Genomic DNA, 14,847 nt, shown 5'->3' with positions numbered 1-14,847 from the left:
GCTCGTTAACTTTATAAATCAGCAAGTTGACACTTAGCGTCTCGCTCTTCATCTAGCAACCAAGAAATCCAACGTTTACGCGCATTGATAACAAACCCTTCCTCCCGCGCAACGCCCTCGACAATGTAACCGTCGCTTTGCTTAAGCTCACCTTTGTAGCTAAAAACCCAATCTTCACTGTGTATCGGCTCTCCATTGAGAATCGCTCGACTCAATTCAGGGCTGCGAATAGCAATCTTGAGTCCAGTCACGTCGGCGACATCCAAACCCGCACTCTGATCAATAAGTCCAACCGCGACAGGGACCGTTATTCGGCACAGCTCTCCCTGAGCATTTCGCGCCTGATACTCCCCTCCTCCCACTCGCCCTTTCAACCACAGTAGTTGCCCTTGCGTCATTACTGGCACAGTGAGCATTCCTTCAATTCGGTAATCAATCTCGCTGGCCAACACCGATGTGCTTATCACTGCCGACAACACCACTGCAGCGAGTCGGCGACTGATTTGATATCTGATTTTCATGACTTGACTCCTCACGCGCTCATTGGCTGTTGGCTAGGTTGCGCTAATAGATAGAGCAGTAAAGCCGAAAGCACAACGCCGGTAATGTCTGAGCAACAAGCGCGAGAGATCACCGCTCAGTTTGACCACCTTATGACCTCTCAACATACTGCACAGACAGGCTATTCCACTGGTTGCAAAAATAAGCAAAATTTCACTATTCATTTAACCAATTCTCTCTATCATAGAGACAACCTCACCAACGTTTGGTAGGTGTTTTTCTGTTTGGAGAAGTACCATGACAAAAGGTCTAAGCATTCGAGCTTTGGAGCGTTCTGACTTACGTTTTATTCATGACCTTAACAACAACCGCAACATCATGACCTACTGGTTTGAAGAACCATACGAGTCATATGACGAGTTGGAAGAGCTATACCAAAAACACATCCACGATGACGCCGAGCGACGTTTCGTGGTTGAAAATGAGAATAAAGAGTTGATTGGGCTGGTCGAGTTAATCGAGATTAACTACATCCACCGTAGTGCTGAGTTCCAGATCATCATTGCCCCCGACTATCAAGGCAAAGGCTACGCAAAGCAAGCGGTTCACCGCGCACTGGATTACTCGTTCTCGATCCTCAACCTGCACAAAATTTACTTACTGGTCGCACTTGATAATGAAAAAGCGATCCATCTGTATAAACAGTGCGGCTTTATCGAAGAAGGCCACTTGGTAGAAGAATACTTTATGAACGGCCGCTACCGCGATGTAAAACGGATGTACATTTTGCAGCATCATTACAGCGGCAACAAAGACGAATAAAACAAATCCGCTCCTCTATAACCACTAAAGGCGAACAATAATGTTCGCCTTTTTATTCAAGTTTGCTCTGCTGACTTTAGAAGAAGTAACGAGCACCTAAGTATGCCGTATTTACCGATGCATCAATATTGTCGACTTCAACGTGCGCCGAACGATAACCTAAGTGGAGGTCCACATTACGGTTGATGATAAAGCCCAGCTCCGCGCCAAATTGGTAGCTCGCTTCAGATTCTGATGCACTAACACCTTCAGCTTTGGCATCAATATCCATGTTGCCCACACCAGCCAGTAGCGATACATACACATCTGCCTCATCATATTGAACAATAAATTTCGGCTTGATGTTGATGTAAAAACCAGAACCTTCAACTTTTAATACGTCTTCATAATTCACTTCAGAAAACGAGCGATATTCTGCTTCAACACCCAGTTTCACAACTTTGTGTGTATTGAATTCGTATCCAGCAACTAAGTTGAACCCTAAATCACCGAAGTCACTATTTTCTGAAATAGAGACACCGCCTGACTCAAGTTTGACGTCATTATAAGCCGCCCAATCGGCCCCCAGATAAAATGTGCGTTCACTCTCAGGCTGCTCCGTCGAAGCAAAAGCAGAAAAGCTCATGCCAGCCGTTGCTAGCGCTGGTAGAAACCAAAAGCGTGGATTCATAAAGTTACTCTGATTATTTTAAATTAAGAATGTTTGTAGCCGCAAAATGGTTGTAGCTAAAGGAATGTAGCTGACTGATTTATATCGTGATTTACGCTCAAACCACTACCAGTAAAACTACATGCATATCCTACCATAAGCATATTTATATACCACATACCATTTGCCATTCGGATAGCACGTTTATCACCACCAACAAAATTGTTTAGATGTCATAAGATTTTTATATTCAAATCACATCACCAACGTTCCAATTTGACGAAATTTACAGCCATTTGAGTTAATTTGTGATCTTTGTTACACTTCTTGCGCAACTTAAACTTTAGAACTCAAATTAATTGGAGGCGGTTTTGTTGTCTTTCTCACTAGAGAAAGGCGTTTATATAAAACGTAGCAATTGTATTTATGGAAAATGCATTAAAAAAATATAGTATCGAAACGACTGACTATCAGGTTGGACAGGACAACGTCCAGAAGTGGGGTTTCGATATTCATAATCCTGTTTTTGGTATTAGTGCTGGTCTGGTTATTCTCAGCCTAATTTCTCTTCTTGTTCTTGACCCATCAACCGCACGAGACGCTCTCAACGGTCTTAGAAACGGTATCATCGAAGACTTTGACGTCTTCTTCATGTGGTCGACCAACTTCTTTTTATTCTTCGCGGTAGCTTTGCTTTTCTCTCCGTTAGGTAAAGTTCGTATTGGTGGTAAAGACGCCGTTGCGGAGCACTCCACTCTTTCTTGGCTATCAATGCTGTTTGCTGCTGGTATGGGTATCGGTCTACTGTTTTGGAGTGTCGCCGAACCAACGGCATACTTTACTGACTGGTGGGGAACGCCACTGAACGCAGAACCATATAGCGCAGAAGCTAAATCACTAGCGATGGGCGCTACATTGTTCCATTGGGGCATTCATGGTTGGGGTATTTACGCGATTGTCGCATTATCGCTAGCGTTCTTTGCGTACAACAAAGGCCTTCCGCTATCACTACGCGCTGCGTTCTACCCAATTTTTGGTGACCGTGCTTGGGGCTGGTTAGGGCATGTGATTGATATCCTTGCAGTACTGTCGACTTTGTTCGGCCTAGCAACTTCGCTTGGTTTAGGTGCACAGCAGGCAACCAGTGGTATCAACCATGTGTTTGGGCTAGATGGCGGTATTGGTATGCAAATGGTAGTGATCGCGTTTGTTACCTTTATTGCCGTACTATCCGTTATTCGTGGTATCGACGGCGGCGTTAAGCTACTAAGTAACATCAACATGATCGTCGCTTTTGCCCTGTTAATTTTTGTTACCTACATCAGCTTCGATACAGCAGTTAAATCACTGTGGGATACGACGCTGGCTTATGCACAAAACATCATTCCGTTGAGTAACCCTCACGGCCGTGAAGACAGAACATGGATGCACGGTTGGACGGTATTTTACTGGGCTTGGTGGATCTCGTGGTCGCCATTCGTCGGAATGTTCATTGCACGTGTATCAAAAGGCCGTACCGTACGTGAGTTCCTGTTCGCTGTGATCGTGATTCCTACTACAGTCACGTTAATCTGGATGTCAGTATTTGGTGGTATCGCACTGGATCAGGTCGTGAACAAAGTTGGTGAGTTGGGTGCAAATGGTCTGACTGATATTTCGTTGACCTTATTCCATGTGTATGACGCGCTACCATACAGTTCGGTAATTTCGGTTCTATCGATCATGTTGATCTTAGTCTTCTTTATCACCTCGTCAGACTCTGGTTCACTGGTTATCGATAGTATTACCGCAGGCGGTAAGATTGATGCACCCGTACCACAGCGTATTTTCTGGGCGTGTATTGAAGGTGCTATCGCAGCGGTAATGTTGTTTGTCGGGGGCAAAGAAGCGCTACAAGCACTGCAATCTGGCGTAGTTGCAACCGCACTGCCGTTTACCTTTGTGTTGCTGCTGATGTGTATCAGCTTGGTCAAAGGGCTACGATCCGAGCTACCAGCTTATCAACACTAACCACAAAACTAACAAAACACCGAACGAAATCGTTCGGTGTTTTTCTTTATCCCTGACGATCAGCACGTCTCGTTGAGAACACGTTGCCCATCACTCGGTACGCATATCGTCAAACACGACAAAAGGTGAGAAAAACGTGCGTCAGAGTCCGCCTAACCTCGTTGACCTCACTGAATTTAGCGCTGAAAATTCATACAATAATCACTTGTATAAACAGTGAAGAATTTTTTGATGGGAAACGCACTTTCAAAGGAATGGAAATCGGTCAAATACGTCCTGACTGACGTTGATGACACTCTGACTTGGCACGGAAAGCTACCGCCAGAAACGCTGCTCGCATTAGCCAAACTCCAGCAACACGATATTCAAGTTATCGCCGTCACGGGGGCATGTGCGGGTTGGTGCGATCACATCGCGCAGCTTTGGCCAGTCAATGCGGTATTAGGTGAAAACGGCGCATTTATCATGGAAAAAGGCGCATCAGGACTAACACTCAAATCCAGTGTCGACCTTGCATTTATGCGTCAGCAGCAAGAGAAGCTCAAAACGTCTGTCGAATCGATTCTTGAACACTACCCCGACGTCGACCTGACATTGGATCAAGCCTATCGCCTGTGTGAAGTGGCGATTGATATCGGTCAGAACCGTGCGCCACTGGCGAGCGATATCGTCCAAGCCATTGTCAGCCAGATCCATGAGTTAGGCGCGCACGCCACCGCCAGTTCAATCCACATTAATGCTTGGTACGGCGAGCATTCAAAGAAACTGACTTCGCTTAGCTATCTGGCAGAGAAAGGCTTATCGCAACAACAAATACTGACGCAATGTTGTTACGTTGGCGACTCGCTCAACGACCAACAAATGTTTGAGACACTCCCGCTAACCATCGGGGTTAAGAACATTGAGAACTATTGGCAGCAGTTACAACACAAGCCCTCACTGGTAATGACTCAACCTGGCGGCTATGGATTTGCAGAATTTGTCGATCAGCTTATCGCCCTTAAGCACGGCGAATAAGATCAACTTTACCGAGACTAAAATAATAATTCCCGACTACGATGGAACTCGCAGTCGGGAATAACAGAACTTAACCTAAGGACTCAAGAAAGGAAAAGTTCCGATTCTTAAAACGATTTAAATAAGCTTCTTACGGATATGTACGACGAGCGCTTCAGCAACGATCACCACCGCAAAGATACTGACCAGTACCATCGACACTTTCTGCCACTCGAATAGGTTTTGCGCGTCGTTGAGCACCACACCGATACCGCCCGCGCCCACCAGACCTAATACCGCTGACTCACGTACGTTGATGTCCCAACGGAACAACACAATAGAGTAAAACGCTGGCATCACTTGTGGCCAGTAACCTTTCAATAGAATGCTTGCCCAAGAAGCCCCCGTTGCTCTCAGCGCTTCGATTGTTCCCATGTTCGCCTCGGCGATGGCTTCTGCAAGCAGTTTACCGACGAAGCCGACACTGCGCACCGCGATAGCCATGATCCCCGCCAATACACCCGGTCCAAACAGCGCGATAAACAATAGCGCCCAAACCAGTGAGTTAACCGAACGCGATGACACCAAGAAGAATTGAGCAATCCAGTTTAAGGTTTTGCTTGGAGTAATGTTTGGCGCATTCAGCAATGCCAGAGGAATCGCGAATACCAGTGTAAACAGCGTCCCTAACGTCGCAATGTGCAAGGTCTCAATCAGCGCTTCGTGAATAGTTTCAGGGTAGAAAGCGTAATCCATCGGCACCATACGCTGGAACATATCTGCAAACTGAGCCGGCGCGTCATACAGGAACTCTGGGATCACCTCCACCGTTTGCCAAGACCAAACGATCGCAGAGACCATACACAAGTACACCGCGTAGCGAGCCATGCGTTCACTAAAAGTAAATCGCTGCCATTCTTTATCAATTGAAGCTGTCGTCATCAGAAGATTCTCCTTACTACATTAGACAAAAACTCCCCGACCAGAATCAGCGCAATAATGGTGATCAAAATCGCCGCGACAAAGTCGTAGTCGAAACGTTGGAAAGCTGAAAACAAAGTCCCGCCCAAACCACCAGCCCCCACGATACCCACCATGGTTGAGTTGCGAAGGTTCGAATCAAGCTGGTAGCTGGCGAAACCAATGAAACGAGTAAATACCTGAGGCATGACAGCATAAAGGATGACGCTGACAAAACTTGCGCCGGTGGCACGAATCGCTTCGACAGGTTTAAATGAGATCTCTTCAATTGCCTCGGCAAACAGCTTGGCGATAAAGCCAATCGACGCAAAAATCAGCGTCAATATCCCTGCTAAAGCACCAAAGCCAACCGCTTTTACAAACAAAATCGCGATGATCACAGGGTGGAACGAACGGCATAAAGCGATAAAACCACGTACGGGCGTTGAGATAATCGACGGCATCATGTTTCGAGCCGCGAGCAATCCCAAGAACAGCGAAATGACGATACCGAAAAAGCTCGAAATAATCGCGATCTGCAAACTTTCCGCCAAACCTCCTAGCAGCAGATTAGTGCGCGAAAAATCCGGCGGGAACATGCGCGCCAGTAAGCGCTCGCTTTCCACCAAACCGATCATTAAACGATCAAACGTCAGCCCAAGCGTCCATACGCTGTAAAACAGATATACGATGACTGCCGCAAAACCGATTCGAGTCGCCCATGAGGCTTTGAACGGGTTTTCTACCTTGCCATCGGCAGTTAATCCAGCCATGACTCACCCCCGTAGATGATCTTAAGATCGTGTTCGGTAATGCCTTGCGGACTGCCGTCATAATGTACTTTACCGTTACACATCCCAATAATGCGGGTGGCAAAACGCTTGGCGAGATTCACGTCATGGATGTTGACCAGAACCGGGATTTGCTTCTGTTCCGCAAACGTCTCCATCAGTTCCATGATTTCTACTGCGGTTTTCGGATCGAGTGACGAGGTCGGTTCATCCGCCAACAAAATATATGGGTCTTGCATCACCGCGCGAGCAATACCGACACGCTGCCTCTGACCACCCGACAAGCTGTCTGCACGCTGATTGGCAAAATCTTGTAGGCCAACGAACTCTAGCAGTTCAAAGGCTTTCTTCAGGTCTTTTTGCGAGTAGTTTCGACGCCATGCATTCCAAGCGCTCATGTAACCTAAGCGACCGCTGAGTACGTTTTCGATCACCGTTAAACGCTCAACTAAGTTGTACTCTTGGAAAACCATACCAATGTGGCGACGTTGCTTGCGCAGAGCTTGACCTTGCAGTTTCGTCAGGTCTTCGCCTTCAAAAATGATCTCACCGCCGCTTGGGTCGTTAAGGCGGTTGATACAACGCAGTAAGGTACTCTTACCTGTACCTGAAGGGCCAATGATGGCGATGATGCCCGGCTTATCAATGTTGATATCAATGCCTTTAAGGATTGGCTTGCCTGCCACGTACTCATGAAATAGGTTGTTGATCTTTATTCCGTCATAGCTTGCTACGGCCATACAGCTGTTCCTTGTAATAAATTGGGGGTGTACAGTGCCCTACTCGTGAGAGCACTGTACGAATTGACGTTGAAAGTTAAGTTGGGATTACTGGCTTTTCGCTTGCTTAGCGAGCTCTGCGGCTTTTTGCTTCGCGCGCTTAGCGGCGTCTTTCTCAGCCAGCTTTTTCAAGCCTGCTTTGGTGTAAGCGGTGCCCGTTGCGTGTGCGATATCTCGGATAACCGCCCAGTCTTCTTTGTAGGTAATTGGCGAGAATCGATCTGCGCCTTTAAATGCTGCACTCATTTCCGGTGTAAATCGGTAGCTAAAGAACGCTTCGTTGATCTTGTCGACCAGTTCAGGTTTTAGGTTGTAAGCGTAACCAAACGCAGAAGTTGGGAAACGTGGACTACGGTAGATAATTTTTAGATCTGCGCCATCAACACGACCCGCTGCGACCATACGATCATATACATCCGATGCAACAGGCGCCGCATCGTAGTCACCGTTGTAAACACCAAGGATTGATTGGTCATGTTTACCGGAATACAGCACTTTGTAATCTTCGTCCGGAACGAGTCCCTCAGCTGGGAATAGAGCGCGCGGCGCAAGGTTGCCAGAGTTGGATGATGCAGAAGTGTGGGCAACACGTTTACCTTTTAAGTCCGCCATTGATTCAATGCCGCTGTCTTTGCGCACAATAGTGATCAGGTTGTAGCCTTGAAAGCCTTTCTCATCGCCTTTTACTGCGATTGGTACGTAACCCGCTAGGTTAACCGCATAGCCTGTTGGTCCGGTTGAGAAACCCGCCACGTGCAGACGACCAGAGCGCATTGCTTCTACTTGAGCCGAGTTCGAATGCACTGTGTAGTAAATCACTTTCTTGCCAGTGACTTTGCTCAGGTGCGCTTGGAAGTCAGCAAACGCATCTTTGTAGAGCGCCGGGTCTTCCACTGGCGTATAGGTAAAGACGAGAGTACTCGGGTCGATCCATTCCGCCGAGTCTTTTGGTGCATCCGCGACTAAATCGTTGTTCTCGTCGCAGTAGCGCTCGTCCAAAACACCACGGTTCGCACAGTCATTAGCCAGTACAACTGAAGGCAGCAGCAAAGAGCCAGCGATTAACAATCCTTTTACACTGTTTTTCATATTAGAACCTTACATTCACGTTATTGTATTATTCGCTTTTGTTATTGCAGATGCTGTGCCAATTTTTATTTTATTATAATTCAATAACTTAATAACACCTCAGATATACCCATTTAGATTTGGGTCATTTGTGTCCTGCGCAATTTTATCGGTTTGGGTCATTTTTGTCCTACTCAAATTTAAGGTATAAAAAAGGGCCTTTCGGCCCTTTAGCAATCACGTTTTATCAGACTTAAATGTCCATACAGTTCGCGTAGTAAGTGACGGTTGACGGCCAATCACTGAACACACCAAGAACACCAACATCTTGCGCTAACACATCAAGCACTTTCATCATGTCACCGTCTTGGTCAATTTGCTCGCTCACGCTTTGGTAGTACCAACCACCGCCTTGCGACAGCGGGCCAGAACGCTCAAGTGTCCACGCGATAATGTCGAGGTCAGCTTGTTTAGCTAACTTTGCGTAGTCTGACGGAACAATTTTCTTATCGTTATCCAGCGCCAACAACGCGTAGAGCGGTGGAGCGATGATGTTCACGCCGGCATCAGATAGCGCTTTCATGTTGTCCAATGTTGCAACAAAACCTTCTTGCTCGTACATACGGTCATCAAGATAAACCGCTTGCTTACCAAACGCAGGTGTTTTGTTGATCCAGTATTTAACGTCATCTAGGTTGAAAGATTGCACATACGCGTCTTTGGCACTAAAGCCCGCTTGCTTCAGTTCATCTACCAGTTTCTGCGCGTACATCTCTTGGCTAAAGCCGTTGAATGGCATCTCAACTGCAGCAGCTTTGAGCTCTGGCGTCACTTTCACGCCGTACTTCTTAAACAGCTCCGCACTCTCTGCGTGTGTCATCAAAGTACCAGTTTGTGAATAAAGATCAGTACGCCAGCCCGGTGTGCCTTGCATGTACTCTTCAACCGTTGTTGCTTTCGGGTTTGCGCCGTCCATCTTACCTTTTAGCGTCTTAAACTCCGCCAAAGTGAAGTCTGAGGTGCGACACTCTGCTTGCGCATCTTCACCTGTTGCTGGGTTCGCTGGTTTGAAAGGAACGGTACACTTCTTCGCGAGATCAGGGTGCGCCAAAACATCAGTGGTGGTGTGTAGGTCACTTTGCGAGTGGCGACATACCAACTGTTTATCTTTGGTAAACGTCACGTCACACTCCAATACACCTGCACCCATCGCGATTGCCGCTAGGTAAGACTCTTTAGTGTGCTCAGGGAACTGCATCGCAGCGCCGCGGTGGCCGATAGAAAAGTCGGTACGACGAAAAGGACCGGCACTGCAGCTTTGAAGTTTGTTTTTTAGTTCACCATCTTCCATGTCATTAACCAGATACAGAGGTCGTGGTCCAACTTGCGCAGGCTCATTCCCTGCCATAGCCAGTGAGCTGACGCCTAACAATAGAGCGATACTACTCGTTAAGATTTGCTTCATCGGTTTCTCCTTGCAGCAAAATTGTTTTATTTGACTATTTGCGCCCGTTACTAAAACACCCCCACATTTCAGTTTGATAACAGTGTCGGATGTTTTATTCCTGTAACCGAGCAACCTCACAATTAGCAGACTCTATGCCAAGAAAAATAATCAATAATTTCAAGGAGATAAAAAACAAAAACTCGCGCCCCACTACGCTTGGGTCATTTGTGTCTCAAGGTTGATTGTGCTGACTGGTTTCTCGACTCGGCTTAAAACTCTCTTTATCCAATTGGTGCTTTTTCATTTTACGATACAGCGTCTTACGTGGCAGATTCAAACGCAATGACACCTCATTAATGTTACCCGCCATCTCAATCAAAGCCTCGGTCAACACGTTCCGCTCGTATTGCTCCATTTGCTGTTCAAAAGCAAAAGGTTGCTGCGATGAATAACTCTCTTCGCCTGATGTTGCAGGAGTTTGCAGATCAAAGCCATCACCAACGATACCGAGTACAAAGCGATCCGCGACGTTACGCAATTCACGCACGTTACCCGGCCAGTCGTGGCGGCACAACTGCTGGATCTGCTCAGCGTACAGGCTGGACGGACGGGTTTTGTATTTCTGACTGGCTTGCACCACAAAGTGCCTAAACAGCGCTTGAATATCTTCTTTTCTCTGTCTTAATGGTGGAAGGTTCAGGCTGGCAATGTTCAGTCGATAAAACAGATCGGCACGAAACTCACCGCGTTCACTCAACTTGGCTAGGTCGGCTTTACTCGCCGCAACCACGACAATATCAACCGGAATCAGAGTATTCCCACCAACACGCTCAATCACCCGCTCTTGGATCACACGAAGTAGCTTAATTTGTACCGCGATGGGCATGCTTTCGATTTCATCGAGAAACAAAGTACCGCCGTGCGCCTGTTCAATTTTGCCGATGCGCTTTTTGTTTGCGCTGGTAAAAGAGCCCGCTTCGTGGCCAAACAACTCACTCTCAATAATGCTCTCGGTCATACCACCACAGTTGATGGCCACAAACGGTTTGTCTTTACGGTCGCTGTATTGATGAAGCGCGCGAGCAATCACCTCTTTACCCGTTCCCGTCTCACCATTGATGATGGTATCGACGCCCGTGCGAGATAGCGCAAGCACCTGATTGCGAATCCGCTCCATCGCTTGCGATTCACCAATCACAACCGATTCAATCGGCAGGTCTTCGGCGTCATTGAGATCCGGCTGCGCCTGAATATGTTCAATCGCTAAGTTAAGCTTTTCGATCACTTCATCGCTGTCGAGTGGCTTTTCGATAAAGTCGAATGCGCCCTGCTTCATCGCTTCTATCGCCATTGGGATATCACCGTGACCACTCATCAGAATCACTTCACAACCTGGCGCGCGATTTTGCACCGCATCCAGCAACATTAAGCCATCCATTTCTGGCATTCTCACATCGCACAACACGACGTTTTTTGCGCTTGGCGAAAGACACTTCAGCCCCAGTTTGGGATCGGTAAAGTAAGTGACGTTAAAACCCTCTAGTTCCAGCATCTCACTCACCGCTTCCACTACATCCACTTCATCGTCTATCAGCGTGACGTGCTTTTCCATGTTCATGAGTTCTCGCCTTGTTTTAGTTGTACTTTAAACTCTGTGCCTTGCTTTGGCTGTGATGACACCTTAATCGAGCCACCAAAATCTTTAATGATGTTAAACGCGATCGACAGCCCGAGCCCAAGCCCTTTGCCGACTTCTTTGCGGGTGTAAAACGGGTCAAAGATATGCGGAAGATCATCTTCAGCGATTCCTTTACCATTATCTTTCACCGAAATCGTAATATCGTTCAGGTGGTGCTCAATACGTACCACGATGAGTGGGTTGTCTTTATCACTCACCGCGTCCACTGCGTTGCTTAACAGGTTCACCAATACCTGCTCAAGTCGAATTGCATTCGCGCGCACCATTTCATCTGCGGGAATGCTGCACTCGAGTTTGATCGGTATTTCGCGGTTAGCAAACAACTCGATTGCATCACTGACCACGGGTAATACTCGCGTGGCTGAAACTTTGCCGTCGCTTTTGCGCGAAAACGCTTTCAAGTGATGGGTTAACGCAGCCACCTTTTCCAATAACTGCTCGATCTTTTGTAAGTTGATCACCGCTTTGTCGGCACGTTGCTGCTCAAGCCATTTCTGCGCACTCCTGACGTGGCTATTGACTGCGGTGAGCGGCTGATTGATCTCGTGTGTGATGCCAACGCTGAGCTGACCAAGCGCCGCGAGCTTACCCGCTTGCACTAACTCGTCTTGCGTGACGCGTAAACGTTCCTCCGCGAGTCGGCGCTCTTCCACTTCCGCTTCCAGTTTTTGGTTGGTCTGCTTGACCACTTTCGCCGTGGCTTGGAACACTTGCAGCGACTTGGCCATTTGCGTGACTTCATCGTTACCTTTTACGGCGATCTTGGTATCGAGGTGACCAGTTGAAATCGCGAACATGTCGTCTTTCAATTGCAGCAAACGCTCAAGAATGTTCTTGCGCACGTAGAACCAAGCGATCGCCGCCGCCGCGAGCAAACTGAATATGGATAACGCGAGCGAAAGCGTGCGGTTGGACGTCAGAGAGCGCTGCGCTCTGACGATGGAAGCGTCAATTTCTAAATTCACTTTCGAGGTATTGCCTTCAATCTGGATCGAAAGCTGGTTGAGATATTCTCGGCTATTTTGCAGAAAGTACTCTTGTTGATAATGATGCTCTAGGGCTTGGTTTTTAAGCTGATAAAGCTTGCTGGAACGAGAGGCAAGGGTGTAAATCACCGATAGCTTTTCATCCAGCTCTGGACGCAGTTCCGATACGCCACTCGCCTGCCACAACCCTCGCCATTCCAGCCCGACTTGCTCAAGGCGGTAGCTGGTGTAGTCCAACTCATTGAAACTACTATCGTTGTAAAGCTTTTCCACCAAGCCAAGTTGATAATAAAGCAGTGCTTTCAGCTGGCTGTATTGAATTTTTTCTTTCTGCTCAGAGGGCAATAGGTCCAGCTCATCACTCACTTGTTGCAACAGTGGGTAAAAGCCTTCAAGCAAGTTTCTTAACTCTTGGTTGAGTTGGCGAGACTCTTCTCCGCTTTGATACAACAGACTTAGGCTGTTACTCACCTGAGCGATGATGTCTTTGAAATAAGCGTAGTATTCCGGAAAGCTCCCCATAATATCGGTCATCTGTTGGATGTTACTTTCGATACTTTGGATCGCCTGACGACGTTCTAAATTAGAGTCCGCTTCGGTCAAAGTGGAGGAGTCGGTGATCACCAAACGCACCATGTCATTCAGCCGCGCTGCTTGCTCTAAAGCAGGAATATCTTTTTCCTTTAGCTCGACCAGCGCTTGGTCAAGTCGGTTGAAGGTGAAGGTCGAGAACAGCGCCAGCAACAGAGTGGTCATCGAAAGAATCGCCAGTGCGAGGCCAAGACGCAACTCAATCCCCTTCCATCTAAGCCAGCGTGTGGACGGTGAGAAAGTCGAGTTTGTCGTTTCTGTTTGATTCATCGGGTGGCGGGTCAGCTGATTCACAACACAATCTCCTTTTGCTCAGCGCGCACGTTGTCTACCTGTTTGGGATAGATGTGTACCAAATAGGAGCCTTTAACAATATTAATAAAACATCACTACATTTTATTAATAAAGATGACAATGCTTATTTTGTGCATCAGATACGAAGAAAGTCTCTAAACCGATACCTTAATCAAACTTAAATACCAACCACTCCCTATCTGGGATGAGAAGATGTTTTCACGCCTTCGAACAAGCGCAAGATGGGTCAAAATTGCTCAACGTGAAAGAACATTATGTTGTATCATATCGGCTCATTTTGTTAATTATTTTGCGCACATGCCTTCTACGTTTGCTTCAGGGATCCCGGTTGGGGTCAGATATATGATTTTGTCTGCCATGGGATTTGCCCTAATGTCAACGTGCGTAAAATACGTCAGCACATACGGCATTCCGGTATTTGAAATCGTCGCCGCAAGGGCGTTGGTCTCTTTGATCCTCAGTTATCTGGATGTGAAGCGAAAACGAATCTCTATTTGGGGCAACAACAAACCGCTTCTGTTTTTGCGAGGCGCGGTCGGCACTTTCGCACTGATGTGCGTTTACTATTCGGTAACGACTCTACCACTCGCCGAAGCTACGATTCTTCAATATGTTCATCCGGTGTTCACTGCGCTGTTGGGCTTGCTGTTTCTTAAAGAGCGTATACAAACGCCGACGGTGATGTGTATCGCGCTATGTTTACTTGGGCTTCTCGTGATGGTGCAACCGACGCTAGACGGTAATCAGGTGAACGAATTGCCGCTGTTCAGCGTTGCCACCGCACTATTAGGTGCCTTCGGCAGCTCTATTGCTTATGTCGTGGTTCGTAAACTGAGCCAAACGGAAGACAGTTCGGTGATCATTTTTTACTTCCCGCTGGTTGCATTGCCGATTTCATTGCTGCTGATTTGGGACAACTTCGTCTGGCCAAGTCTGTTTCTGACCATGATGCTGATTCTGGTCGGCATCTTTACCCAAGTCGGCCAATATGGTTTAACTAAAGCGATGCAAACACAAGCTGCTGGGCAGGCATCTGCGTACTCTTATGTGCAGATCGTCTTCTCGACTTTGATTGGCGTGTGGCTGTTTAACGAGGTCCCTTCAATCTGGACATACATTGGCGGTTCATTGATTGTTACCGGCGCATTGATTAACGTATTTGGTAAACAAGTTGTCAGACGTGCCAAAGTGCACGAATAGGTATGCCGAATCCGGCGTGGCATAAAGTGAAAG

General features: G+C 47.3%; 13 protein-coding genes. 4 read left to right on the top strand and 9 right to left on the bottom strand.

From position 1 onward, the window contains the following. Window positions 1-11: 11 nt before the first annotated feature. On the bottom strand, window positions 12-521 hold the full coding sequence (locus HCZ42_RS08470) for a hypothetical protein (RefSeq protein WP_167420278.1): 510 nt from the start codon (window positions 519-521) through the stop codon (window positions 12-14). A gap of 277 nt (window positions 522-798) precedes the next feature. Between HCZ42_RS08470 and speG the strand changes: the two genes are divergently transcribed. Continuing rightward, window positions 799-1,323, top strand: a complete 525-nt coding sequence (gene speG, locus HCZ42_RS08465; protein ID WP_167420277.1) for a spermidine N1-acetyltransferase — start codon at window positions 799-801, stop codon at window positions 1,321-1,323. 76 nt (window positions 1,324-1,399) lie between these two features. Here the strand turns inward: speG and HCZ42_RS08460 are convergent, their stop codons facing one another. Beyond that, a complete protein-coding gene (locus tag HCZ42_RS08460; protein WP_167420276.1) occupies window positions 1,400-1,993 on the bottom strand; it encodes a porin family protein in 594 nt (197 codons plus the stop codon). Window positions 1,994-2,398: 405 nt separating this feature from the next. Here HCZ42_RS08460 and HCZ42_RS08455 point away from each other — a divergent pair, with 405 nt between their 5' ends. Both HCZ42_RS08455 and HCZ42_RS08450 read left to right on the top strand, forming a co-directional pair. Continuing rightward, window positions 2,399-3,982: a BCCT family transporter gene (locus HCZ42_RS08455; protein ID WP_167420275.1), complete on the top strand. Its 1,584-nt coding sequence runs from the start codon at window positions 2,399-2,401 to the stop codon at window positions 3,980-3,982. Window positions 3,983-4,213: 231 nt separating this feature from the next. Then, window positions 4,214-4,999 carry an HAD-IIB family hydrolase gene (locus HCZ42_RS08450; protein ID WP_167420274.1) on the top strand — a complete coding sequence of 262 codons (786 nt, stop codon included), beginning with the start codon at window positions 4,214-4,216 and terminating at the stop codon, window positions 4,997-4,999. A 117-nt stretch (window positions 5,000-5,116) separates the two neighbouring features. Here HCZ42_RS08450 and phnE (HCZ42_RS08445) read toward each other — a convergent pair whose 3' ends face one another. The 7 genes from phnE (HCZ42_RS08445) to HCZ42_RS08415 form a co-directional block, all read right to left on the bottom strand. Further along, the gene (gene phnE / locus HCZ42_RS08445; RefSeq protein WP_167420273.1) at window positions 5,117-5,920 is read right to left on the bottom strand and encodes a phosphonate ABC transporter, permease protein PhnE; all 804 of its coding nucleotides are present in this window, start codon (window positions 5,918-5,920) and stop codon (window positions 5,117-5,119) included. Next, a complete protein-coding gene (gene phnE / locus HCZ42_RS08440) occupies window positions 5,920-6,711 on the bottom strand; it encodes a phosphonate ABC transporter, permease protein PhnE (RefSeq protein ID WP_167420272.1) in 792 nt (263 codons plus the stop codon). The genes phnE (HCZ42_RS08445) and phnE (HCZ42_RS08440) overlap by 1 nt, the downstream gene beginning before the upstream one ends. After that, window positions 6,699-7,469 carry a phosphonate ABC transporter ATP-binding protein gene (phnC, locus tag HCZ42_RS08435; RefSeq protein WP_167420271.1) on the bottom strand — a complete coding sequence of 257 codons (771 nt, stop codon included), beginning with the start codon at window positions 7,467-7,469 and terminating at the stop codon, window positions 6,699-6,701. The genes phnE (HCZ42_RS08440) and phnC overlap by 13 nt, the downstream gene beginning before the upstream one ends. A gap of 87 nt (window positions 7,470-7,556) precedes the next feature. Then, window positions 7,557-8,597, bottom strand: a complete 1,041-nt coding sequence (gene phnD, locus HCZ42_RS08430) for a phosphate/phosphite/phosphonate ABC transporter substrate-binding protein (RefSeq protein WP_167420270.1) — start codon at window positions 8,595-8,597, stop codon at window positions 7,557-7,559. Window positions 8,598-8,829: 232 nt separating this feature from the next. Further along, on the bottom strand, window positions 8,830-10,041 hold the full coding sequence (locus HCZ42_RS08425) for a glycerophosphodiester phosphodiesterase family protein (RefSeq protein WP_167420269.1): 1,212 nt from the start codon (window positions 10,039-10,041) through the stop codon (window positions 8,830-8,832). Between the two features lie 214 nt (window positions 10,042-10,255). After that, complete coding sequence (locus HCZ42_RS08420) at window positions 10,256-11,641, bottom strand: sigma-54-dependent transcriptional regulator (RefSeq protein ID WP_167420268.1); 1,386 nt, start codon at window positions 11,639-11,641, stop codon at window positions 10,256-10,258. Continuing rightward, window positions 11,638-13,593, bottom strand: coding sequence for an ATP-binding protein (locus HCZ42_RS08415; protein WP_368484177.1), 1,956 nt, complete (start codon window positions 13,591-13,593; stop codon window positions 11,638-11,640). Before HCZ42_RS08415 ends, HCZ42_RS08420 begins: the two co-directional genes overlap by 4 nt. A 318-nt stretch (window positions 13,594-13,911) precedes the next feature. Between HCZ42_RS08415 and HCZ42_RS08410 the strand changes: the two genes are divergently transcribed. Continuing rightward, the gene (locus tag HCZ42_RS08410) at window positions 13,912-14,814 is read left to right on the top strand and encodes a DMT family transporter (protein ID WP_167420267.1); all 903 of its coding nucleotides are present in this window, start codon (window positions 13,912-13,914) and stop codon (window positions 14,812-14,814) included. The last annotated feature ends 33 nt before the right edge of the window (window positions 14,815-14,847 follow it).

This window comes from Vibrio hepatarius, assembly GCF_011806575.1.
Lineage (GTDB): Bacteria > Pseudomonadota > Gammaproteobacteria > Enterobacterales > Vibrionaceae > Vibrio > Vibrio hepatarius_A.
Note: the sequence above shows the minus strand (reverse complement) of the source record. Positions and strands in the feature narration are given on the sequence as shown.

Bases quoted from the DNA above. Each gene is read 5' to 3' on its own strand.
- HCZ42_RS08470 (WP_167420278.1), bottom strand. From the start codon at position 521: ATGAAAATCAGATATCAAATCAGTCGCCGACTCGCTGCAGTGGTGTTG.
- speG (WP_167420277.1), top strand. From the start codon at position 799: ATGACAAAAGGTCTAAGCATTCGAGCTTTGGAGCGTTCTGACTTACGT.
- HCZ42_RS08460 (WP_167420276.1), bottom strand. From the start codon at position 1,993: ATGAATCCACGCTTTTGGTTTCTACCAGCGCTAGCAACGGCTGGCATG.
- HCZ42_RS08455 (WP_167420275.1), top strand. From the start codon at position 2,399: ATGGAAAATGCATTAAAAAAATATAGTATCGAAACGACTGACTATCAG.
- HCZ42_RS08450 (WP_167420274.1), top strand. From the start codon at position 4,214: ATGGGAAACGCACTTTCAAAGGAATGGAAATCGGTCAAATACGTCCTG.
- phnE (WP_167420273.1), bottom strand. From the start codon at position 5,920: ATGACGACAGCTTCAATTGATAAAGAATGGCAGCGATTTACTTTTAGT.
- phnE (WP_167420272.1), bottom strand. From the start codon at position 6,711: ATGGCTGGATTAACTGCCGATGGCAAGGTAGAAAACCCGTTCAAAGCC.
- phnC (WP_167420271.1), bottom strand. From the start codon at position 7,469: ATGGCCGTAGCAAGCTATGACGGAATAAAGATCAACAACCTATTTCAT.
- phnD (WP_167420270.1), bottom strand. From the start codon at position 8,597: ATGAAAAACAGTGTAAAAGGATTGTTAATCGCTGGCTCTTTGCTGCTG.
- HCZ42_RS08425 (WP_167420269.1), bottom strand. From the start codon at position 10,041: ATGAAGCAAATCTTAACGAGTAGTATCGCTCTATTGTTAGGCGTCAGC.
- HCZ42_RS08420 (WP_167420268.1), bottom strand. From the start codon at position 11,641: ATGAACATGGAAAAGCACGTCACGCTGATAGACGATGAAGTGGATGTA.
- HCZ42_RS08410 (WP_167420267.1), top strand. From the start codon at position 13,912: ATGCCTTCTACGTTTGCTTCAGGGATCCCGGTTGGGGTCAGATATATG.